Genomic DNA, 21,180 nt, shown 5'->3' with positions numbered 1-21,180 from the left:
GGCCTGGGCCGCGTTCACGTATGGGGGCATATGTAACGCACCGAAAGCCCGGGCAACCCCCGGGCTTTTTTACGCCTCGCCTTTATCCGTCAGCCCCCTCCCCTGCGCCCAACGGCAACCAGCAGGCGGTCAGGCTGCTGACGAATAAACGCAACCCACCATAAGGAATCGTGATGAACCAAACCATTCGCCAAAAACAAGCGGTCCTGCAGGCGTTGCGGGATCGGTTTGCACTGTCCACCTCGGAGATGTACGTGATGATCGGTCGCGAAGAACCTGTGAAGGTGCCGCGCTTCAACGTGGTACCGCTCGGCAAGAATCTGTTCGACGTGGTCGAGCGCTCCACCGGCGTTTCTCGTGGTGCCCGCACCGGCCACGACGGCGCCTGCCAGTACGCCGACCAGCTCGAGCGCAACGCTGACTTCTTCGGCGCTGCCAAGGCCACATCGCGGCGCTTCGGGGCTCGCCTTCTTCGCTGGACGATCGGCTTCGCGGCACTGCTGGTGGTGTTCGCCTACTACGGTGCGCAGCAATGATCGGCGTACCGATGGCCAACCCGAAAGACGCGGTGATCGCCGATCTGCATCGCCAGATGGACGCTTTCTTCGGCGCGGGCAAAAAGGCCGAGCAGATCGCCAGCGGCGTCAGCGGTGAAGTCGGCGGGCCTATCAAGAGCACCCGCAGCATCAAGCTGAAGGCTGCCCGCGACAAAGAGGCGCCCAGGCTGAAAGAGCTTGCAGAAGCCGGCTTGTCCGCCATTGAGGCAGCCAGAGAAACTGGCACCGACAGCAAGCGGGCCAGGCTGATCGCTCAGGAAAACGGCTTCAAGTTCGCCGACAGCCCGTGAAGCGCATCAGTAACCAGGTGCGCCAACGCCGTCGGCAGGCATGGCTTGATTTGCCAGCACATGAAATCGAAGAGGTAGGCCATGGCCAAGGACAACGCGCAGATCCAGCGGGACAAGCGTGCGAAAGAGAAGACACTGCTCGACCGGATCGGCGCCGAGAAGCGTGCGCTGATTGTCTCGAAAGCGCTCGATGATGCGCTTCAGGTGTTGGGCGAGCGCCACGACTTTGAGGAATGGCAGGAAACGGTATCGACTTTCCTGATCAACTTGGCAACAGCGCCCGCCGAGCAATCCGCCCTCTACGCCACCATGTCGCGACCTAAAATAGTCGTATCTGAAAAGCAGTCGCGACAGCTTGAAGAGTTTCGCAAGACCGGCATCGAACCCGCATAGCCCACCCTATTCGTTGCAATCGATTACGCGTCGGGGTCAGGGCCAAGAACCCGATTTATATCAGCTCTTGCTATTTTTATTCCTTGGTCTCTGGCCTGCTCGAATGAGCTGTAGTGAGCCTTTTCACGCAGAGCAATAACGGGGTCGTCAACCCTATCAAAGGTGATTTTGAGGCCTTTAGGGACAGGATCGTTATCTGCCCCCCAAATAAAATCAATCTTTGCTTTAACGCCTCGATGCTCATAGTCAACTGGATATGGGCGGTCTACTAACGACATTTCGATCTCCTTGATCCGGCTCCATGCCGGTCACCCGTAATACCCCATATCAACGAATCACGCCAGCCGGCGAGGATCCCCTATGTCCGCACACCAGAAGAAACCCCAATTCATCCATGGACAGCCGAGCATGGGCCTGCCATTCCAGAAAGAACTGGTGGTGGATCTGTTCGCCGGCGGCGGCGGTGCAAGCACCGGTATCGCCCGGGCGTACCGGGAGCCGGACGTGGCAGTGAACCACAACCCGATTGCCCTGGCCGTGCACCGTGCCAATCACCCCAAGACCGCGCACTACGTTGCCGACGTATTTGAGGTTGATCCGGTCATGGCCACCGGCGGTCAGCCCGTTGGCATTCTCTGGGCATCGCCGGACTGCCGCCATCACAGCAAGGCCAAAGGCGGTGCACCGCGCGACCGGGGCGTGCGCGGGTTGGCCTGGGTTGTTGTTCGCTGGGCGCATGCCACCCGGCCTCGCCTGATGTTCCTGGAGAATGTCGAAGAATTTTGCGACTGGGGCCCACCCGCAACCCAGCGAACTCAATTGAGCTACCAGCGAAGGCAAAAAAGGCGGTGGATCCATTTACGGTTGAGGAGGCGGATCGGATTGTTGGCCACCTGTATCAGGTGCTGACCGGTTCAATGCGGGTGTACGCAGCCTACTTTGAGTTTGCGTTTTACACCGGCATGCGGCCTGGGGAAATAGCGGCATTGCGCTGGGAGGAAGTAGATAAGGAGGCCAAGGTGGCCAACGTTTGCAGGATTGTGGCGGACTACAAGATCGAAGAGCGGACCAAAACCCGTGAGTCTCGGCGCGTCATGCTCAACAGTCGAGCGATGAACGCCATCGAAGAAGCCGAAAAAATCGCGGCGCTACGGGCGGGCCAGAGCCGTAGGCAGCACAAGGATTCGCCGTATGTGTTCCCGCCAACGAAGAACTTCGAGTTCATCCAGCAGGCGAGCGTGACCGACAAACACTTCCAGGCGGCCCTGGTAGAATTGAAGATCCGTGGCCGCCGGCAATACAACTGTCGGCACACGTACGCTACTATGTGCCTAATGGCAGGCATGAACCTTGGGTTCATAGCGAACCAGCTTGGCCACAGCGTGCAGATGCTGCTGTCCACCTACGCCCGATGGATCAACTCCAGCGAAGATTGGAGCGAGCTCGGGAAGCTGGAGCAAAGCCTGAATGGTACAAAATTGGTACAGGCAGAAACCGTACCGCTCTGAAACCCATACGGAATACAGTCCTGTGACATTGGAACAGAATTACACCGCGATCCTCGGCCAGCTCGGCGAGGACGTTTCCCGCGAGGGCCTGCTCGACACGCCAAAACGTGCCGCCAAGGCCATGCAGTACCTTTGCCGCGGTTATGCACAGACCCTCGAAGAAGTCACCAACGGTGCCTTGTTCAGCTCTGACAACAGCGAAATGGTGCTGGTCAAGGACATCGAGTTGTACTCGCTGTGCGAACACCACCTGCTGCCGTTCATCGGCAAGGCACACGTCGCGTATATCCCGAGCGGCAAAGTGCTGGGCCTGTCGAAGGTCGCGCGTATCGTCGATATGTATGCCCGTCGCCTGCAGATCCAGGAAAACCTCAGCCGCCAGATCGCCGACGCGGTCCAGCAGGTCACCGGCGCCTTGGGCGTTGCGGTGGTGATCGAGGCCAAGCACATGTGCATGATGATGCGCGGTGTGGAGAAGCAGAATTCGTCGATGATCACTTCGGTGATGCTGGGTGAGTTCCGCGAAAACGCGGCGACCCGCAGCGAGTTTCTCAGCCTGATCAAGTAACAGGCTGCCAGGGAAAAGACCGGCGTTCATCGCCGGTTTTTTTTCGCCCGCAGAATTAAGGTAAGCTGCGGCCCCTTCTTCATGGGCAAGAGGTTTCAGCCATGTTCGTCAAAGCACTTCGAGTGGGCCTCGGCCACGTCATCATCGCCGGCGACTTCCTTACCCGCCCGCGCAAAAAGCAGCGCCCTGCCGAACAACAGGCGCAAGTGAACGCAGCGGCCAAGGACCTGACCCTGTATCAATTCCACGCCTGCCCGTTCTGCGTGAAGACCCGCCGCACCCTGCACCGCCTGAACGTGCCGGTGGCCTTGAAGGATGCGAAGAACAACGAACAGGACCGCCAGACCCTGCTGGAGCAAGGCGGCAAGATCAAGGTGCCGTGCCTGCGTATTGAAGAGAACGGCCAGACCACCTGGATGTACGACTCCAAGGTGATCATCGATTACCTGGACAAGCGGTTTGCGGCGGTCTGATAGGCGACATTCTCTGTAGGAGCCTGGCTTGCCGGCGATGGCGGCCGAAAGATCATTGACTGACTTTCGGGCCTCATCGCCGGCAAGCCGGCTCCTACAGGTGGATTTCCAGGTCCAGCAATGCTGAGCCCAGGCACTTGCCATGGGCGTCCAGCGCCAGCGACCGCGTGACTCCACCCCGCAGGATCCCCGGCAACACGAAGTTCAGTGCCTGCACATTGGGCAGCTCGTAACGCCGCACCGATGCCGCGCCCGCCTCCAGCAACGGCGCAAAAAACGCCGCCACCACCTCGGCCGTCAGTTGTTCGCAGAGCAGCGGATAGTCCTCGGCCCGATACGCAATGATCGAGATGTTCGAGGTGTCGCCCTTGTCTCCCGTACGGGAGTGGGCCAGGGTGTGCAGCTTCATGACTCGATCCTCGGATTGACCGCGTTACGGGGCAGCAACAGCGACGCCACCGCCACCACCTGGCGCAGGCTTTTGCTGGCACCACCGCCGCCGGACGGGCCGTTGGTGTAGAGGGTTTCCACTTCATTGCCGACGCGCACCGCTTCGCTGCGCTCTTCGCAGCGGGCGCTGACCCGCAGCCGGACTTCCCAAGGTTCCACCGTGCTGCGCGGCCCATGCAGGGAGTCCATGCCGATCAATTCGGCGCGTACGTCCTGCATTCGCACCCCGGTCAATTCCAGACGTTTGAGGACCACATCCCGAGCCAACTGCGCTCGGGCCACCGCGCCCGGGCCACCGTAGGAAATCTGACCTTCGCCGATCCAGCCGTCCAGATATCCGACACTGACTTTCAACTGCTCAGGCCGTGGCTGCCCGTTCGCGCCGCCGGCCCGCACCCGGTCCACTGCTTCCTCGGTAAACGACACCCGGGAAAAATCCGCGCACACGTCCGGCGTGAGGTACGCCGCCGGGTCGTGCACTTCGTAGATCAGTTGCTCGGTGCAGGTGGCACGGCTGACGCGCCCGCCGGAACCTGCGACCTTGGTGATCAAGGCTTCGCCGTCTGCGTCAATCTCGGCCAACGGAAAACCCAGGCGCGCCAGGTCGTCCACATCTTTGAAGCCCGGGTCGGCAAAGTAACCGCCACTGACCTGCCCCGCACATTCCAGCAAATGCCCCACCAACGTGCCGCGCCCCAGGCGCAGCCAATCATCGGCCGCCCAGCCGAATTCGAACATCTGCGGCGCCAGGAACAACGACGGGTCGGCCACCCGGCCGGTGATCACCACGTCGGCATCGGCGTGCAAGGCCTCGATAATGCCCTCGGCACCCAAGTAGGCATTCGCGGAAATCAGCCGCTCGCCCAATGAGCCAAGGGTCTGCCCATTGTCCAGCAACTGCTCCGGCTCGCGGCGCAACACCTCAAGCACGTCATCCCCCACCACCGCCAGTACCTTGAGGGTAAGCCCAAGTTCACTGGCGATCCGCCGCACTTCAACCGCCGCGGCCACCGGATTGGCCGCGCCCATATTGGTGATCACCCGCAAGCGCCGGCGCCCGTCAGGCTGGCCGACAAAGGGCAGCACGCGGCGCATGCGCTCACTCAACAGCGGGTCGTAACCGCCTTGTGGGTCGCTGATGCGTGCCTGTTGCGCCAGGGCAATGGTGCGTTCAGCCAGGCATTCGAAGACCAGGTAATCCAGGTCGCCCTGTTCGGCCAATTCCACCGCAGGTTCGATACGGTCGCCGGAGTAGCCGGCGCCGGAACCGATGCGCAAGGTTTTCATCTCAAATCACTCCCAGGAGCAAAGCCGTCAGGGTCATCAACACCGACGCGGCAAACAGAAAGGGGATGGTGAAGCGCTGGTGATCGGCCAGTTCAATCTTGCACAGGCCCACCAACAGGAAGGTCGCGGGCGTCAGCGGGCTGACCGGGAAGCCGGTGGTGTGCACCCCCAGCAGCGAGGCCTGGGCCACTTGCAGCGGGTCGACGCCCAAAGCCTTGCCGACTTCGGCGATCACCGGCATCACGCCGAAATAGTAGGAGTCGGGATCAAACAGCATGCTCAACGGCATCGACAGGAAACCCACCACCGCCGGGATCAGCTTGCCGTGGCCCGCCGGAATCTGCGCCACCGCCACTTCGGCGATGGCCTTGAGCATGCCGGTGCCTTGCATGATGCCGGTGAACACCCCGGCGGCGAGCAGGATGCTGGCCATGGTCAGGGCGGTTTTGGCATGGGCGTCGATCCGCGCGCGTTGGGCGTCGACATTCGGGTAGTTGATGCACAGCGCGACCACGGTGCCGAGCATGAACATCACCACCGGGTCGACCCAACCGGCGATCATCACCACCATCACCAGCACGGTCAGCACCAGGTTGACCCAGAACAGCCGCGGGCGACGCAGGGCGATGTCATCGTCGCTGAGCACCCGTTGCGGCACCGCGTCCACGCTGGAACCGGCGCCCAGGCCCAGGCGTTTTTCTTCGCGATGGCCCAGCCACCAGGCGCAGGCAAACACAAAGACCAGGCCGACGATCTGCACCGGGATCAGTGGCTGAAACAGGTCCGCCACCGGCACATGCAGTGCCGCCGACGAGCGCAGCACCGGGCCGGTCCAGGGCAGGAAGTTGACCCCGGCCGCCATCGCCGCCACGCAGGCCAGGATGCGTTTATCGATACCCAGCCGCGTATACAGCGGCAGCATCGCCGGTATCGTCACCAAAAAGGTCACCGCGCCGGAGCCGTCCAGGTGCACCAGCAGCGCCAGCGTCGCCGTACCGACGACAATTCGTGTAGGACGCGTCCCTACCGTGCGCAGGATGCGATCAATGATGGGGTCAAGCATGCCGGCATCGGTCATGATCCCGAAAAACAGGATCGCGAACACAAACATGCCCACCACGGGGGCGACGTTCTTGATGCCGGTGATGATAAAGGCGCTGGTTTGCAGGCCGAACCCGCCCAGCAGCGCGGCGATGATCGGCAAGGCAATCAGGGCCACCAGTGGCGAGAGGCGCTTGCTCATGACGGCAGTGAGCAGGCACAAGATGGTGATGACACCCAGGGTAGCGAGCATGGGGTAGCTCCAGAACGGCGTTTTCGGCCGGTTATTGTTTTCCCTGGAGTATTGGAATCGCGTTAGGCTTTGTAAATTGGAATATTCGGCACTCCATATTCGAAAAAACAAAACGCTCGAGCAAAATAAAAATGAAAAATTCGATCCAGCATATCCAGGCGTTTCTCGCCGTGGCCCGCACGGGCAGCTTTACCAAGGCCGCCAACGAACTGCACCTGTCGCCCTCGGCGCTGACGGTACAGGTACAGCAACTGGAGGAGTGGCTGGGGGTTGCCCTGCTCGACCGCAGCCCGCGCCACGTCAGCATCACCGCCGCCGGGCTGGACGCCCGCGGGCCGATGGAAAAGCTGTTGCTGGACCTGGACAACATCGTCACCGGCTCCCGCGACCTGGCGGCCTTGCGCCGGGGCGTGGTGACCATCGCCGCCCTGCCCTCGGTGTGCGCCGGCGCCTTGCCGCCGGCCCTGCGCCTGTTTCGCGAGCGCTTTGCCGGGATCGAGGTGCGGCTGCACGACCTGGTGGCCCATCGGATTCATGCGCAAGTGCGTTCGGGTGAAGTGGATTTCGGCATTGGTGTACGGGCGCGGCTGAGCCACGGATTGGCGTTTGTGCCGGTGCTGAATGACCGGCTGTGTGCGTTTGTGCCGCTGGATCACGCCCTGGCGCGCCATGGCCGGCTGACCCTGCCCCAACTGGCCGACCAGCCGATCATCCTCACCGGGCGTGACAGCAGCGTGCGCGAACAGGTGGACGCGTTGTTCGATGAGCGACAGGTGACGATGCAAGCCGGGATGGAGGCCAATTACATGTCGACGGTGTTGGCGCTGGTGCGACAGGGATTGGGGATCAGTATCTTGCCGGAGTCGGCGGCGGACAGCCTGGAGGGGTTGAAGCGGATTACGATTGATCATCCGGGGGTGAACCGGGAGATCGGGTTGATCAGCCGCAGTGGGCAGCCATTGAGCCCGGCGGCGCAGCGCTGTTTTGAGTTGCTGAATGAAGAACTGCGCCCCTTGTAGGAGCCCGGCTTGCCGGCGATGGCGTCCTTGAGGGCGCTATCGCCGGCAAGCCGGGCTCCTACAGGGTTTCGGTGATCAGCCCAGCATTGCCACATGCTTTGGATGGCTGGCCACGCGTTTCAACCAGGCCTGCACGCCCGGATAAGCGCCCAGGTCAAAGCCACCTTCATCCGCCACGTGGGTGTAGGCATACAGCGCCACATCGGCAATCGAGAACTGGTCGCCCACCAAGTACGGCGTCAACTGCAACTGGCGCTCCATCACCTTGAGGGCCTTGTAACCGCCCTTGTGCAGCTTCTTGTATTCCTCCATACGATCTTCCGGCAGCCCCAGGTAAAACTGGATAAACCGCGCCACCGCGATGTACGGCTCATGGCTGTACTGCTCGAAAAACTGCCACTGCAGCACTTGGGTGCGCAGGCGCGGTTCGGTCGGCAGGAACTCGCTGCCGTCGGCCAGGAAGTTGAGGATCGCGTTGGATTCCCACAGGCAGGTACCGTCTTCAAGCTCCAGCACCGGGATCTTGCCGTTGGGGTTCTTGGCCAGGAACTCGGCGGTCTGGGTGTCGCCCTTCAGGATGTCGACATCGATCCACTCATAGTCGATGCCCAGCAGGCTGAGCATGAGTTTGACCTTGTAGCAGTTGCCCGATTTGTAATCGCCGTAGACCTTATACATGGAGGCTCCCCTTATGCCGCTTGCGCGTGCTGTGCTTGACGGACCACCGCAGCGAGACGCTTGAGACCTTCGTCCAAACGCGCCGGGTCGATATGGCTGAAATTGAGCCGCAAGTGACCGTGATGGTTATCCGGCTCGGAAAAGAACGGTTCACCGGGCATGAACGCGATGTCCTGGTCGAGCGCAGGTGCCAACAAGGTGCGGGTGTCGAGCGGTTGTTTCAAGGTCAGCCAGAAGAATAATCCGCCCTGGGGTATTTGCCAGTCAGCCAGGTCGCTGAAATGCCGCTCCAGTGCCGCCTGGAACGCATCACGGCGGCCGCGGTAGAAACTGCGCAGCTCCACCAGGTGGTGCTGGTATTTTTCGGTGCCGATCCATTGCATGGCCTGCCACTGGCCAACACGGTTGGTGTGCAGGTCGGCCGACTGCTTGAGCTTGAGCAGATGCGGGAACAGGTCGGGGCTGGCGATCAGGTAACCGACCCGCAAGCCCGGCAACAGGGTTTTGGACACGGTGCCGGTGTAGATCCAGCTGGCCTTTTTCAACCGGCTGACGATGGGCTGCGCGCTGGCGCCGTCGAAGGTCAGCTCGCGGTAGGGTTCGTCTTCGATCAGGGTCACGCCGAACTCGTCCAGCAACGCGGCGACGGCCTCGCGCTTGGCATCGCTGTAGCGTACGGCCGACGGGTTCTGGAAGGTCGGGATCAGATACACGAAGGACGGCCGATGCTGCTCCAGGCTGTTGCGCAACGCCGCAAGGTTCGGGCCATCGGCCTCAAGCTGCACCGTCAGGCAATCGGCGCCGAACAGCTGGAAAATCTGCAACGCCGCAAGATAGGTCGGGCCTTCCAGAAGGATTTTGGTGCCCTTGTCGATATACAGCTTGGCCGCCAAATCCAGGGTTTGCTGGGACCCGCTGACCACCATGACCTGGCTGGCCTGGCAAGGAATGCCCAGCACTCGCGCCTCGGCCGCCAACAGCTCGCGCAACTGCGGCTCGCCTTCGCTCATGCCGTACTGGCCGATGTTCAAGGGCATATCCGTCCAATCCAGCTTGGGTAGCATCACTTCAGCCGGCAGGCCACCGGCGAAGGACATCACCTGTGGCTTTTGCGCCGCCGCGAGGATTTCACGGATCAAGGAGCTTTTAAGACGCGAAACACGTTCTGAGAAGGCCATAAGGGTCACCGGTAGCAAAGCCAGGGAAAAATACGTCAAACTGCTTGACCGAAATTACGACGACTTGGGCAGATACGTCAATATGCTTGACCTTAAAAACCAGACCAGCCAACAAACCGCCATGGAAGCCTTCTTCTTCGGCTACCAGGCGTTCACCGCCAAGGCCGACGAAATGCTCGAGCGCCGCGGCTTGAGCCGGGTGCACCAACGCATCGTGTTTTTTATCGCGCGCTACCCGGCCTTGAGCGTCAAGGAGCTGCTGGAACTGCTCGGGGTGAGCAAGCAGGCGTTGAACATGCCGTTGCGCCAATTGCAGGAAATGCACTTGGTGGACAGCGTGGCGTCCGAGACCGACAAGCGTAAGCGTTTGCTGGAGCTGACCGAGGAAGGGCGACGTTTCGAACAGTCCTTGCGACGCGAGCAGGTGAAGCTGCTGCAACGGGCGTTTGCCGGGGCTGGCGAGACTGCAGTTGAGGGCTGGCTGGCGGTGAACAAGGCACTCAGTGGCCAATCCTGAATTGCCTTTCATCCTTTTCGCACACAAAATAGAAAACATTATTTGCTTTATTTGTATACAAAAGCATAATTCGCTTCGTGCGAGTTCCTGACCTATTGGTCAACAAAACCCGCTGGTACCTCAAAGCGCTGCTGCCCACTCATGTGTCCGGCGCTGGAAATAACAATAAAACTCTTGAGGAGTACTTGCTGTGGAAAGCCGCAAATCCGAAGCCCCTACGCTCGACCTCTCGCCAACCCACAACGGTTGGCTGGAACGCCTGTTCAAACTCCGCTTGCATGGCACCACAGTGAAGACCGAGCTGATCGCCGGCCTCACGACCTTTATCACCATGGCCTACATCATCTTCGTCAACCCCAACATCATGGCCGACGCCGGCATCGACCATGGCGCGGCGTTTGTCGCCACCTGCATCGCTGCGGCACTGGGTTGCCTGTTGATGGGCCTTTACGCCAACTGGCCGGTAGGACTGGCGCCGGGCATGGGCCTGAACGCATTTTTTACCTACACCGTGGTCGGCACCATGGGCTACAACTGGGAGACCGCACTGGGTGCGGTGTTTATCTCCGGTGTGTTGTTCATGATCCTGACGCTCTCACGCATCCGCGAGTGGCTGCTCAACAGTATTCCGGTGAGCCTGCGCCACGCCATGGGCGCCGGTGTGGGGTTGTTTCTCGGGGTGATCGGCCTGAAAACCGCCGGCATCATCGTGCAAAGCCCGGCCACCCTGATCAAGCTCGGCTCCCTGCATGAACCCGCCCCGCTGCTGGCGGCCATCTGCTTCCTGCTGATTGCAATCCTCAGCTATCACCGGGTATTCGGCGCGATCCTGATCAGCATCATCGCCGTGACCCTCGCCGGTTGGGGCCTGGGCCTGGTGGAATACCACGGCATCCTGGCCACCCCGCCAAGCCTGGCACCGACCTGGATGGCCATGGACGTGATGGGCGTGTTCAACGTCAGCATGATCAGCGTGGTGTTCGCCTTCCTGTTTGTGCACATGTTCGACACCGCCGGCACCTTGATGGGCGTGGCCCAGCGTGCAGGCCTGGTGAATGCCAACGGCAAGATCGAAAACCTCTCCCGCGCCCTGAAAGCCGACAGTGCTTCCAGCGTGTTCGGCGCGATGGTCGGCGTACCGCCCGTGACCAGCTACGTGGAAAGTGCCGCCGGTGTGGCCGCCGGTGGCCGTACCGGGTTGACCGCCGTCACCGTGGGCGTGCTGTTTATCGCAGCAATGTTTTTCGCCCCGCTGGCTGGCATGATTCCCGCTTATGCCACTGCCGGCGCGCTGATCTATGTGGCGATGCTGATGATGAGCGGCATGGCCCATATCAACTGGGATGACGCCACCGACAGCATTCCGGCGATCGTCACCGCGATCATGATGCCCCTGACCTTCTCGGTCGCCGACGGTATCGCCCTGGGGTTCATCACCTACGTGGCGCTGAAAGCCGGCACCGGTAAACACAAGGAAATTTCCATCAGCCTGTGGGTGCTTTGCGCGATCTTTATCGCCAAGTTCGCGTTCCTGTAGGCCAACCCGTTTCACCCCGCCTCACCCCGTCGGGTGGGGCTTTTGTACGAATGGAGGAATGCAATGAGTCTGGAAACCTGGCTGCTGTTCAGCGGCGCTGCGCTGGTGGTGATCCTGATCCCCGGCCCCCTGTCCTTGCTGATGATCAGCAACAGCCTGAACTACGGCCTGCGCCGTTCGTACCCGGCCTTTCTCGGCGGGGTGATTGCTTCGATCTGCCTGTTGAGCGCGTCGGCGCTGGGTCTTGGGGCCTTGCTGTTGGCGTCGGAACAGCTGTTCAGTGCACTGAAAATCGTCGGTGCGGTGTACCTGTTCTACCTCGCCTGGCAGAGCTGGCAGCAATCCCGGCAACCCTCCCACGGCGCCGACGTGCCGCAAGTGGCCGCCACTCCGCGTTTTGGCGCGTTGTTTGGCCGGGCGTTTGTACTGGGTGCAAGCAACCCGAAAGACATTCTGTTTTTTGCCGCCTTCCTGCCGCAATTTCTCAGCGCCCAGCAGGCCTTTCTCCCGCAGTTGCTGATCATGATCGCCACCTGGACCGTGCTCGACCTGCTGTGCAAGCTGGCCTACGGCCTCGGTGCCCATGGCGCCGCGCGTTACCTGCGCAGCGGCAAGGGCCAGAGCTGGTTCAACCGGATCAGCGCGGGGCTTTTTTCCGGGGCCGGGGCGGCCTCGTTGTTGAGCCGCTAGAGGTCCGTCAGTTTGACGAAGTACACCGTGGCGCTGTTGGAGCGGGTGTCATGATGTATGCCCGCGACGATCCTGACCAGGCGCCCCTCTGCCAGCGCCCGGAGGACCGACTGGTGCGCTTGCGCCCGCCCCAGGACCTTCGACCCGGCGTTGCTGCGCAGCCAGGCGTCGGAGAGTTGCACCAGGCGTCCCGAGCCCAGGGCAATGCTCGGTGTTTCGGTCCAGCGCGTCAGCACGTAATACAGGTTGTTCGACTTCGGATGGGTGCAGACAAAGTTGACCAGGGTGGCCGGGCTGCCTTTGCGCAGCGTCTGCAGCACAAACCCCTGCCGCTCCAGCACTGACCTCACAGCGGCTTGCGCCGCAAGGGGCCGGGCGTTGTCCAGTGCCCTCGCCGTATGGGCGAATAACCTCGGATCAAGGGCGGTTGGCAACTGGAAGTCCACACGCTCCAGGCCCGGCGCTTGCCCTGCATGACCAATATTGACACTGACCTGGCGCCTTCTTGAAATAGGCCTGAGCAGGCGTAACAAATCATCCGTTTGCCCAGCCAGTGCGGGCGCAGGTGGCAGCCAGTCATCCAGCGTGGCGCGGATATTGAGGATCCGGGTTGCAGTCATCGAGCGTCCGGAATCCGCCAACTCAATCAGGCGCTCCGTCACAAAGCGCTGGCTGGCCTGGGTCAAGCCGGGGAACGCCATGCCCACCGACGTTGACAAGGGATGGCTGAACAACGGTTCGCGAGGGACCCACACCTGATCCGCGCCCCAGGTGGCCGGTATGGGTTGCTCGCTGACCACGCCAGGTATCAACCAGCGGCCCAGCTCATCCCGGGCGGGAGCGTAGGGCAACTCGGGAGCTCTTAAAAAGATCACGCCGTCCGGTACCGTCGAACCAGTGGGCAGCAGTTCGTAGTAATGGCTACCCAGTTTTACCGCGTCGTAGCCGGGCGCACCCGGTACCCGATGCAAGCGGCGTGACGCCGAAATATCCAGTACCGCCTGCTCGTTGAGGTGGCGGCCCCAGGGGTGCCAGTGGGTGGAGGCCAATGGTGGTTGCCGCTCCACCCGTTCGACAGGGGAGGCCGATGGCGCCACCCACTCTGTACCACCCGCCGGCGCTTCCCATGGACGCCGTATACCGGAGCTTGGGCCTGCACGAGGCGCTGGCGGCGCATCGGCGCCCAGCAGCCATTCGCCAGGCTCCTCGATGGACAGCAACAGTTCGTTCTGGCCGCTGTCCCCGGCATTTTTCAAGCGCAATGCTGGCTCGTTCCGGCGTCGATAAACCGGATAGGCATGGCTGCCCTCGACCACGAACTGCTCGCCGCCCTTCACATGGCTGCCTTTGTTGATAGGCCCGTGCAAGGCCACCGCGCCTTCCGGCGTGAGGTCCTTGCGATAGCCCTCAAACCCCTTGAAGCCTCGGGCTACAGGCGGTAATCCGGAACTCATGCCATAGGCCCGTTGCGGGCGGCGGATCACGTTCAAGGCCGACAACATCGAGACCCGCCTGACTGGCAACCCGGGTTTGGGAGCCCCTTTGGCCAGCGGGAATGCCGTCAGCGCGACGTCAGCAATCAAGATCAATGCGGCAAAGCCGGTAGCGATGCCATCGCGAGCGTCACCGCGGTGGTGAAAACGCCGGGCGGCCAGCAGCACCTCGTAGAGATTCACCCCGATACTCACCCCGGGGATGAACGACAACAGCCCGCGTACCCGCGCCGCCGATTGCTCGCCCAGGCGCAATTGCCGATAACTGACAAGGTTTCTGGCGGAGTTGGCAACCGCCTGTACATCGCGCTGCATCGCCAGTACCCGGGCGTGGGTCAGCATGCGCAGCAGGTCGCAGCCGGTGGTCGGGGTAATGCCCAGCCACTGCTGCGGCGCCTGTTCGATCTGTTCGCGAATCTCTTTTTCAATCTCCCCCAATGCCACCGCCGGCTGCGCCCGACGCACCCCGAACCAACCCCGGAGCACTTGCGCCATGGTCCACAGGGAGGCATAGGAAAAGGGCCAGATGGCGCCCCACGCCGACAAGACCTGATAGCTGCGGTCAGGCTTGCCACGGGTAGGCCGAACCGCCACCGGGTAGCTTTCCAGGGCTTGTGCCTCCCAGCCGGGAGCGATGGATTGAGCCAGTACTTCAAGGTTTCCAGGGCTCAGCGCCGCCGTCATTAATGCTTGCCGCGCCGCTGCCACACTGTCGTGCTCGGTCAGCGGTGGATAGCCCTTCACCGCCGGCCAGTAGAGCAGTGTCTTGCCCAGCACTCGGTCATCAATCACCAGCACCCCGGCGACATGCCGCGGCTGCTCCAGGGTGAGTGCCGCCAGATGCACACAGCACAGTTGTAAGTGATGACCATTTTTCTTCAAGTCCTCGGGCGTCCTGGCCGCCAGGGCCGTGGAGAACGCACTCAACGCACCCTCGCTCAAGCCTTGCTGTTGAGCGCTGAAATGATCCCGCCGCGCACGCTGCAACCACGGGCGCTCCAGCAGCGCAGTGGACAAGCTGGCCGGTGCCCCGCTGGCATCCGGATAGAACGTGCGGGCAATCAATCGCTCGTATTGGCCCCCCAGGTCCAGGCCGGCGATCAGCCGGGTCAAGTCCTCAGCCGGCAGATGCTGCGCCCACAAGGGCTCAAGGTAGCGGCTGTAGTGCAGGCGCTGGCGCGTCCAGGGCGCGTCGGCATCCAGGTTGTGCAAGGCCAATTGCAACAGGCTGTAGGTATGCCGCTCCTGGCTGACCACCGTCCGAACCCCGGAATCCCCGGCTGGACGCTGTGGATGAGATTCCCAATGGGTGCTGACATCGTCGGGCATATCTAGGAACGGCGTGGCGATATCCAGCTGCAAGGGCAACCCTTCGCGAATTAATGCCTCGACCAGGGTCTTGCGGGCGAATGCCTCAAGGCTCGGCAGCACACGCCCCAGTTCCTGCTCAAGAGCACTGGCACTGGCCAGGTAATGCGTGTGCAGACGCTGATAGCGCTTGCGCAGCGGGCGCGAAGCACTCGCAAGCCACGCCGGCAATGTGTTGGCCTGGGCCACCGCCAGGCGCAACACACTGATATTGGCGAACGCCTGGGCACGCGCGGTGCTGAGGGGCAGGCGCAGGCTGTCGGCCAGCTCGCGGGCGAGCAAGGTGCGTGTCAGCGCCAGGTCGGTGACCTCGCTGAACGGTCGCCCGCCCTGGCCTACCCAACGGTCGGTCTGCGCGTAGCGATTGATCTGTTCCTTGAACGGATCGGACAACACGTTGCCTTCCATCGCCTCGTAGTACACGAGTGTCGGCTCGCTGGCCGCCAGTGCCCGGATCAGCTCGCGGGCTTCGCGCCGTTGATCCTGCGGGATGCAGTGCCAGAGCATCGAACCGTCCGGGCTCCTGAGGCTCGCATCGAGGCTGGCGGACAACTCATCCAGCGAGCCGAAGGCCTGAAAGCCACCGTACTTTCCAGGCACCTGGAGCACTACAGGGTGCGGGCGATCAGCCTGGCTGACGGCTTCCCGGGTGGTGACGACCAGCACCCCGAGCAATCGGTAGAGCGGCTGCCGCGCGCGCCCGATGGACAGTTGCAGGACCCGGGTGGTGCTGGCCGCCCGGTCGCTGGCGAGTGGCGCTGTGTACACCTCGGTCAGCAACGTGCGCTCGACCTCATCCAGTAATCCCAGCCGATAGTAAAGGTGCGCGTCTTTGATCAAGGCCAAACGCTGGGCATTGAGGCGTTGTACGCCCCGACTGGCGATCGAGCCGGGCTCTTTTTCCAGCCAGAAAGCCCTGTCACCCAGCCGATGTTCCTGGCCGTCCAGCATCCCGTGCAGCGTCTCTACGCCTTCAAGCCATTGCCTTTGCAAGGTTTCAACCTCGCTGAAAGGCCGGAAGTCCCGGCTCAGGTCCGAAGGGTTCAGCAACGCCAACAACCCTTGCTCATGACGCCGCACCACCGCCTCGGCGGTGCCCATGGCCAGGCCCGGCGCCAGTGCTGCGCAGATGACTTGCGACGCCCGGCGCTGGCGGTCCCACTCCAGCAGTTGCTCCACGGCTACGCGCAACAGTTCGTCGGCAGGCGACCGACGCCGGGCCTGTTCAACCCGGCGCAATCGTTGGGACGCGCTCCACGAGACGCTTGCCCTATCCACACTCACCCTGGACGCATGACGTGCCAGCAGGCACTCCCACTCGTTGTTCCGCTGAAGGTACAACTGCGCCAACGCACTGTGCCTGAGTGCATCCCCTGCCAGCGCCGGCCCACGGTGTACGCTGAAATCCTCCGCCAACCCGTGCCGACGCCGCAGGGGCAACTGCTGCCAGAGGGTAGCTCGGTGTACACCGTTGATCAGTGCGGGCAACTTGACCTGCATCTGGGCCAGGCTGGCGAACTCATGAAACCCCTGGCCAAGCCCTGGCAGGTAAACCACCTGGCGTTTGTCCAGGGCGTCGTCGGAGCGGTAGATATGCAGCGCGCCGGCCAGGGGCACTTCGCTCCCGGCCTCCGACGGCCACAGCACCGGGCTGACCTGCAAGCGCTCCCAGGCACCGCCAGCCTGCGTACGGGCCTGCGGAGTCGGCGCATCGAGAATGCCCAGCGCCATGGCAAACCCATGATCCGACAAGTCGTACAGCGCATGGGCGAGGTACGCGCGTTCAGCAAAGGCCTCGAGGTGCACTTGCACCCACCGCTCCTCCCGGGACAGCGCGCTGCCAAATGCCAACCCTTGCCAATAACCGGACATCGCCGCCTGAATTTGCCCGGGCAATCCCAGGGCATTGACCTTGTTCAACACGTCGCTGACGCTGAACGGCAATGTACCCGTGGTATCACCTTGAAGGCTCAGGGTCGCGTAGCGATTGATGTTGATCGGGAACTGCGGGTTATCCAGCAGGCCCAGTGCCCGGTCGGTGAGGCTATCCACCGCCTGCGGCCCGCCCGGCGTCACCGGCTCGCTGAACAGCAGGCGGTCGGGGTCGAGGTCGAACGCTTCACGCAGCGCCTTGCGCACCACACGATGGATACTCGGCGCCTGTTCCAGCAACCGCCGCAGCTGCCTGTTGGCCTCGCGGCAGCGCACTTGGGCGCCCCGCAGCTGGTTGATGAACCGGCTGGGCCTGGGGCTTGATTCAATCCTGCGGGGCAGACGGTGACGAAGGCGTGCCAGCTCGTCCAGGGCGTCATCGGGGTCAGGTTGGGGAGAATCGGGGTCGGTAGTCATGTCGCCATCGGTTCCAGATGAAAAACCGAGGGTAAGCAGCGCCTTGATCTACAGGGCCTTACATAGTTAGGCCGATCACCAGGCAAAAAAAAGCCCGCAGTGTGAGCGGGCGAAAAACCAACGAAGAGCTTTGGGGGTGTGAAGCGCGGTGACGACTCAGCTACCGCGATAGGTCGAGTAGCTGTAAGGCGAAATCAGCAAAGGCACATGGTAATGATCCTGCTCGGCACTGATGCCGAAGCGCAGCACCACCACATCGAGAAACGCAGGCTCGGGCAGTTGCACACCGCGGGCGCGGTAGTAATCACCGGCGCTGAACTGCAACTGGTAGACACCACTGCGGTAGTCATCGCCTTGCAGCAGAGGCGCATCGCAGCGGCCATCGCTGTTGGTCAAGGTACTGGCCACCAGCTCAAGCTGCGTGCCTTCGACACGGTACAGCTCAACCTTGATCGCGCTGCCGGGGCAACCGTGCGCGGCGTCCAATACGTGTGTGGTCAAACGTCCCATAGCGTCTGCGCGCCTCCCGAAGTCAATAAAGTGAAAGACCGCACCTTTTCAGGGCACTGAAAAGGCCGGCGATGACTGATTAAGACACTTTTCAAAAAAATTGTACACAATAAATTCAACAAGCTCGTTTTCCGTTGCTGGCGCCGATTCTGTAGGAGCGAGCTTGCTCGCGAAGATCGTCAACGATAACGCAGCACTTGAGGGTTACCGAGGCGTTCTCAGGTTTTTCGCGAGCAAGCTCGCTCCTACAGTGAATGAGGTTTTTTCAATTTAGTTGACCAGTCAGGCAGGTTTCTTGCAATGCTATCCTGCAAAGACCCTGCGGAAAAAATGCAGAAATACAGGCTTACAAAGTGCGCATCAAGTTGTATACAATCAGTCATCGTCGTGACGCCATCCAGTCTTTCCGCTGCCCGGCCGCCACACACACCGCTACCACGAACAAGAAGGAAGACTGCAGTGAGCGCTGACTACCCACGCGACCTGATCGGTTACGGCAGTAACCCTCCTCACCCACACTGGCCAGGCAAGGCCCGTATCGCCCTGTCGTTTGTACTCAACTACGAAGAAGGCGGCGAGCGCAATATCCTGCATGGCGACAAAGAGTCGGAAGCCTTCCTCTCGGAAATGGTGTCGGCGCAGCCGCTGCAAGGCGAGCGCAACATGAGCATGGAGTCGCTGTACGAATACGGCAGCCGGGCCGGCGTGTGGCGCATCCTCAAGCTGTTCAAGGAATTCGACATCCCGCTGACCATCTTCGCCGTGGCCATGGCCGCCCAGCGCCACCCGGACGTGATCCGTGCGATGGTCGCCGCCGGCCACGAGATCTGCAGCCACGGCTACCGCTGGATCGACTACCAATACATGGACGAGGCCCAGGAACGCGAGCACATGCTCGAAGCGATCCGCATCCTCACCGAACTCACCGGCGAACGCCCGCTGGGCTGGTACACCGGACGCACCGGCCCCAACACCCGGCGGCTGGTGATGGAGGAAGGTGGCTTCCTCTACGACTGCGACACCTACGACGACGACCTGCCCTACTGGGAACCCAACAACCCGACCGGCAAGCCGCACCTGGTGATCCCCTACACCCTGGACACCAACGACATGCGCTTCACCCAGGTCCAGGGTTTCAACAAGGGCGACGACTTTTTCGAATACCTCAAGGACGCGTTCGACGTGCTGTACGCCGAAGGCGCGGACGCCCCGAAGATGCTCTCCATCGGCTTGCACTGCCGCCTGATCGGCCGCCCGGCACGCCTGGCCGCCCTCAAGCGCTTTATCGAATACGCCAAGGGTCATGATCAGGTGTGGTTCACCCGCCGCGTCGACATCGCCCGTCACTGGCATGACGTACACCCTTTCCAGGGAGCCGCCAAATGACTGCGTTCCAGACCTTGAAACCGTCGACCCTGAGCCGCGACGCATTCGTCGCAGCCTTCGCCGACATCTACGAACATTCGCCATGGGTGGCCGAAAAGGCCTTCGACCTGGGCCAGGACGCGTCGATCGACGAGATCGAAACCCTGCACCAGCGCATGAGCGACATCCTGTTGAGCGCCGATCACACCAGTCAACTGGCCCTGATCAACGCTCACCCGGACCTGGCAGGCCGTGCGGCCGTCCAGGGCCAACTGACCCAAGCCAGCACCGATGAGCAAGCTGGCGCGGGGATTCACCAATGCTCGAGCGACGAGTTTTCTCGCTTCACCGAGCTGAACGATGCCTACAAGGCCAAGTTCAAGTTTCCCTTCATCATGGCGGTAAAAGGCAGCAACCGGCATCAGATCCTCGCCGCGTTTGAAACGCGCATTCACAACTCGGTAGACGCCGAGTTCAAATGCGCGCTGGCCGAGATCAATAAAATCGCGTTGTTCCGATTACTGACCCTTTAGCAGACCTGGCCCGAGCGGTTCATGAACGCCCAGGGCCTCGCGAGCATCCCAAGCCACTTACTTTAAGGCAGACAAGAAGAATGAAAGCTTACGCCGTACCTTTCGAGAAGTTCGTCAACCTGGCCGACGCACGCCTGGGCACCAAGATCATCTCGGTGACCGATGACTGGTTCGCCGACGCCAACCGCCTGTTCCAGCCGACCCCGGCCGTGTGGAAGGAGGGCGTTTTCGATGACAACGGCAAGTGGATGGACGGCTGGGAGTCGCGCCGCAAGCGCTTCGAAGGCTACGACAGCGCCGTGATCCGCCTGGGCGTACCGGGTTCGATCAAGGGCGTGGACATCGACACTTCATTCTTCACCGGCAACTTCCCGCCATCGGCGTCCCTGGAAGCCTGCTTCCTGGCGTCCGGCGAGCCGGATGACAACACCCAGTGGGTTGAAGTGCTGTCGGCCGTGGAGCTGCAAGGCAACAGCCATCACTTCCACGAGATCAACAACGACCAGGCCTTCAGCCACCTGCGTTTCAACATCTACCCGGACGGTGGTGTAGCCCGTCTGCGTGTGTACGGCATTCCGTTCCGCGACTGGTCGGCCGTGGGCGACAACGAACAGGTTGACCTGGCTGCGGCACTGAACGGTGGCCGTGCACTGGCCTGCTCCGATGAACACTTCGGGCGCATGAGCAACATCCTCAACCCGGGCCGTGGCATCAACATGGGCGACGGCTGGGAAACCGCACGTCGTCGTACGCCGGGCAATGACTGGGTGATCGTCGCACTGGGCCACCCGGGCGAGATCGAGAAGATCGTGGTCGACACCCTGCACTTCAAGGGCAACTACCCGGACACCTGCTCGATCCAGGGCGCGTTCGTGAAAGGCGGCACCGACAGCCAGATCGAAACCCAATCGCTGTTCTGGCGCGAACTGCTGCCGGCGCAGAAACTGGAAATGCACGCTGAACACACGTTTGCCGAGCAGATCAAGGCGCTGGGCCCGATCACTCACATCCGCCTGAACGTGTTCCCGGATGGTGGTGTGAGCCGCCTGCGGGTTCTCGGTAAGGTAGCGAAATAAGCGGCGAACCGAAATCTGTAGGAGCCCGGCTTGCCGGCGATGGCGGT

Annotated in this window: 21 protein-coding genes and 1 pseudogene; 14 read left to right on the top strand and 8 right to left on the bottom strand. The window is 61.9% G+C overall.

The genetic code is table 11. From position 1 onward, the window contains the following. Nucleotides 1-173 precede the first annotated feature (173 nt). From M2400_RS18220 to M2400_RS18210, 3 genes are all read left to right on the top strand, one after another. Nucleotides 174-536, top strand: a complete 363-nt coding sequence (locus M2400_RS18220) for a hypothetical protein (protein ID WP_046068892.1) — start codon at nt 174-176, stop codon at nt 534-536. Further along, entirely contained in the window at nt 533-847 is a 315-nt protein-coding gene (locus tag M2400_RS18215) for a hypothetical protein (RefSeq protein ID WP_259197459.1), read from the top strand. Before M2400_RS18220 ends, M2400_RS18215 begins: the two co-directional genes overlap by 4 nt. Nucleotides 848-928: 81 nt before the next feature. Continuing rightward, nucleotides 929-1,240: a hypothetical protein gene (locus M2400_RS18210; RefSeq protein WP_259197458.1), complete on the top strand. Its 312-nt coding sequence runs from the start codon at nt 929-931 to the stop codon at nt 1,238-1,240. 23 nt (nt 1,241-1,263) lie between these two features. Here the strand turns inward: M2400_RS18210 and M2400_RS18205 are convergent, their stop codons facing one another. After that, on the bottom strand, nt 1,264-1,518 hold the full coding sequence (locus M2400_RS18205) for a hypothetical protein (protein ID WP_259197457.1): 255 nt from the start codon (nt 1,516-1,518) through the stop codon (nt 1,264-1,266). An 82-nt stretch (nt 1,519-1,600) separates the two neighbouring features. On the opposite strand from M2400_RS18205, the pseudogene M2400_RS18200 reads away from it, so the two are divergent. From M2400_RS18200 to M2400_RS18185, 4 genes and pseudogenes are all read left to right on the top strand, one after another. Then, a pseudogene (locus tag M2400_RS18200) lies at nt 1,601-2,038 on the top strand (DNA cytosine methyltransferase); the annotation flags it as partial. Nucleotides 2,039-2,088: 50 nt separating this feature from the next. Continuing rightward, a complete protein-coding gene (locus M2400_RS18195; protein ID WP_259197456.1) occupies nt 2,089-2,748 on the top strand; it encodes a site-specific integrase in 660 nt (219 codons plus the stop codon). A gap of 22 nt (nt 2,749-2,770) precedes the next feature. Beyond that, nucleotides 2,771-3,316: a GTP cyclohydrolase I FolE gene (folE, locus tag M2400_RS18190; RefSeq protein WP_205970537.1), complete on the top strand. Its 546-nt coding sequence runs from the start codon at nt 2,771-2,773 to the stop codon at nt 3,314-3,316. A 101-nt stretch (nt 3,317-3,417) separates the two neighbouring features. Then, nucleotides 3,418-3,789: a glutathione S-transferase N-terminal domain-containing protein gene (locus tag M2400_RS18185; protein WP_063031984.1), complete on the top strand. Its 372-nt coding sequence runs from the start codon at nt 3,418-3,420 to the stop codon at nt 3,787-3,789. A 94-nt stretch (nt 3,790-3,883) separates the two neighbouring features. Here M2400_RS18185 and M2400_RS18180 read toward each other — a convergent pair whose 3' ends face one another. The 3 genes from M2400_RS18180 to M2400_RS18170 are packed head-to-tail and all read right to left on the bottom strand — an operon-like array spanning nt 3,884 to nt 6,820. Next, nucleotides 3,884-4,198, bottom strand: a complete 315-nt coding sequence (locus M2400_RS18180; protein WP_259197455.1) for a hypothetical protein — start codon at nt 4,196-4,198, stop codon at nt 3,884-3,886. Further along, entirely contained in the window at nt 4,195-5,526 is a 1,332-nt protein-coding gene (locus M2400_RS18175; RefSeq protein ID WP_259197454.1) for an acyclic terpene utilization AtuA family protein, read from the bottom strand. Before M2400_RS18175 ends, M2400_RS18180 begins: the two co-directional genes overlap by 4 nt. A gap of 1 nt (nt 5,527) precedes the next feature. Further along, a complete protein-coding gene (locus M2400_RS18170) occupies nt 5,528-6,820 on the bottom strand; it encodes a CitMHS family transporter (RefSeq protein ID WP_177046277.1) in 1,293 nt (430 codons plus the stop codon). 131 nt (nt 6,821-6,951) lie between these two features. Here M2400_RS18170 and M2400_RS18165 point away from each other — a divergent pair, with 131 nt between their 5' ends. Further along, on the top strand, nt 6,952-7,839 hold the full coding sequence (locus M2400_RS18165; protein ID WP_177046279.1) for a LysR family transcriptional regulator: 888 nt from the start codon (nt 6,952-6,954) through the stop codon (nt 7,837-7,839). Nucleotides 7,840-7,914: 75 nt separating this feature from the next. Here M2400_RS18165 and M2400_RS18160 read toward each other — a convergent pair whose 3' ends face one another. After that, a complete protein-coding gene (locus M2400_RS18160; RefSeq protein WP_259197453.1) occupies nt 7,915-8,517 on the bottom strand; it encodes a glutathione S-transferase family protein in 603 nt (200 codons plus the stop codon). 11 nt (nt 8,518-8,528) lie between these two features. Beyond that, entirely contained in the window at nt 8,529-9,695 is a 1,167-nt protein-coding gene (locus M2400_RS18155; RefSeq protein WP_177121041.1) for a PLP-dependent aminotransferase family protein, read from the bottom strand. A gap of 82 nt (nt 9,696-9,777) precedes the next feature. Here M2400_RS18155 and M2400_RS18150 point away from each other — a divergent pair, with 82 nt between their 5' ends. From M2400_RS18150 to M2400_RS18140, 3 genes are all read left to right on the top strand, one after another. Further along, nucleotides 9,778-10,212: a MarR family winged helix-turn-helix transcriptional regulator gene (locus M2400_RS18150; protein ID WP_259197452.1), complete on the top strand. Its 435-nt coding sequence runs from the start codon at nt 9,778-9,780 to the stop codon at nt 10,210-10,212. A gap of 190 nt (nt 10,213-10,402) precedes the next feature. After that, nucleotides 10,403-11,749 carry an NCS2 family permease gene (locus M2400_RS18145; protein WP_259197451.1) on the top strand — a complete coding sequence of 449 codons (1,347 nt, stop codon included), beginning with the start codon at nt 10,403-10,405 and terminating at the stop codon, nt 11,747-11,749. 63 nt (nt 11,750-11,812) lie between these two features. Continuing rightward, nucleotides 11,813-12,439, top strand: a complete 627-nt coding sequence (locus M2400_RS18140; protein WP_259197450.1) for a LysE family translocator — start codon at nt 11,813-11,815, stop codon at nt 12,437-12,439. Here the strand turns inward: M2400_RS18140 and M2400_RS18135 are convergent. Then, the gene (locus M2400_RS18135; RefSeq protein ID WP_259197449.1) at nt 12,436-17,649 is read right to left on the bottom strand and encodes a dermonecrotic toxin domain-containing protein; all 5,214 of its coding nucleotides are present in this window, start codon (nt 17,647-17,649) and stop codon (nt 12,436-12,438) included. The genes M2400_RS18140 and M2400_RS18135 overlap by 4 nt on opposite strands. Before the next feature lie 156 nt (nt 17,650-17,805). Beyond that, nucleotides 17,806-18,159, bottom strand: a complete 354-nt coding sequence (gene uraH / locus M2400_RS18130; protein WP_088426303.1) for a hydroxyisourate hydrolase — start codon at nt 18,157-18,159, stop codon at nt 17,806-17,808. 459 nt (nt 18,160-18,618) lie between these two features. Here uraH and puuE point away from each other — a divergent pair, with 459 nt between their 5' ends. From puuE to alc, 3 genes are all read left to right on the top strand, one after another. Beyond that, nucleotides 18,619-19,545 carry an allantoinase PuuE gene (gene puuE / locus M2400_RS18120; RefSeq protein WP_008432189.1) on the top strand — a complete coding sequence of 309 codons (927 nt, stop codon included), beginning with the start codon at nt 18,619-18,621 and terminating at the stop codon, nt 19,543-19,545. Beyond that, nucleotides 19,542-20,057 (top strand): 2-oxo-4-hydroxy-4-carboxy-5-ureidoimidazoline decarboxylase, encoded by a 516-nt coding sequence (gene uraD / locus M2400_RS18115; RefSeq protein ID WP_259197448.1) that lies wholly within the window; start codon nt 19,542-19,544, stop codon nt 20,055-20,057. Before puuE ends, uraD begins: the two co-directional genes overlap by 4 nt. A gap of 80 nt (nt 20,058-20,137) precedes the next feature. Continuing rightward, nucleotides 20,138-21,133 (top strand): allantoicase, encoded by a 996-nt coding sequence (gene alc / locus M2400_RS18110; RefSeq protein ID WP_010176096.1) that lies wholly within the window; start codon nt 20,138-20,140, stop codon nt 21,131-21,133. The last annotated feature ends 47 nt before the right edge of the window (nt 21,134-21,180 follow it).

This window comes from Pseudomonas sp. BIGb0558 (assembly GCF_024807515.1).
GTDB lineage: Bacteria > Pseudomonadota > Gammaproteobacteria > Pseudomonadales > Pseudomonadaceae > Aquipseudomonas > Aquipseudomonas yamanorum_A.
The sequence above is the reverse complement of the archived record's forward strand: the minus strand, read 5'-3'. Positions and strand labels throughout refer to the sequence as shown.

Bases quoted from the DNA above. Each gene is read 5' to 3' on its own strand.
- uraH (WP_088426303.1), bottom strand. From the start codon at position 18,159: ATGGGACGTTTGACCACACACGTATTGGACGCCGCGCACGGTTGCCCC.
- M2400_RS18210 (WP_259197458.1), top strand. From the start codon at position 929: ATGGCCAAGGACAACGCGCAGATCCAGCGGGACAAGCGTGCGAAAGAG.
- M2400_RS18135 (WP_259197449.1), bottom strand. From the start codon at position 17,649: ATGACTACCGACCCCGATTCTCCCCAACCTGACCCCGATGACGCCCTG.
- M2400_RS18215 (WP_259197459.1), top strand. From the start codon at position 533: ATGATCGGCGTACCGATGGCCAACCCGAAAGACGCGGTGATCGCCGAT.
- M2400_RS18185 (WP_063031984.1), top strand. From the start codon at position 3,418: ATGTTCGTCAAAGCACTTCGAGTGGGCCTCGGCCACGTCATCATCGCC.
- M2400_RS18220 (WP_046068892.1), top strand. From the start codon at position 174: ATGAACCAAACCATTCGCCAAAAACAAGCGGTCCTGCAGGCGTTGCGG.
- M2400_RS18160 (WP_259197453.1), bottom strand. From the start codon at position 8,517: ATGTATAAGGTCTACGGCGATTACAAATCGGGCAACTGCTACAAGGTC.
- M2400_RS18205 (WP_259197457.1), bottom strand. From the start codon at position 1,518: ATGTCGTTAGTAGACCGCCCATATCCAGTTGACTATGAGCATCGAGGC.
- M2400_RS18180 (WP_259197455.1), bottom strand. From the start codon at position 4,198: ATGAAGCTGCACACCCTGGCCCACTCCCGTACGGGAGACAAGGGCGAC.
- M2400_RS18150 (WP_259197452.1), top strand. From the start codon at position 9,778: ATGCTTGACCTTAAAAACCAGACCAGCCAACAAACCGCCATGGAAGCC.
- M2400_RS18140 (WP_259197450.1), top strand. From the start codon at position 11,813: ATGAGTCTGGAAACCTGGCTGCTGTTCAGCGGCGCTGCGCTGGTGGTG.
- M2400_RS18165 (WP_177046279.1), top strand. From the start codon at position 6,952: ATGAAAAATTCGATCCAGCATATCCAGGCGTTTCTCGCCGTGGCCCGC.
- uraD (WP_259197448.1), top strand. From the start codon at position 19,542: ATGACTGCGTTCCAGACCTTGAAACCGTCGACCCTGAGCCGCGACGCA.
- M2400_RS18175 (WP_259197454.1), bottom strand. From the start codon at position 5,526: ATGAAAACCTTGCGCATCGGTTCCGGCGCCGGCTACTCCGGCGACCGT.
- alc (WP_010176096.1), top strand. From the start codon at position 20,138: ATGAAAGCTTACGCCGTACCTTTCGAGAAGTTCGTCAACCTGGCCGAC.
- M2400_RS18170 (WP_177046277.1), bottom strand. From the start codon at position 6,820: ATGCTCGCTACCCTGGGTGTCATCACCATCTTGTGCCTGCTCACTGCC.
- M2400_RS18155 (WP_177121041.1), bottom strand. From the start codon at position 9,695: ATGGCCTTCTCAGAACGTGTTTCGCGTCTTAAAAGCTCCTTGATCCGT.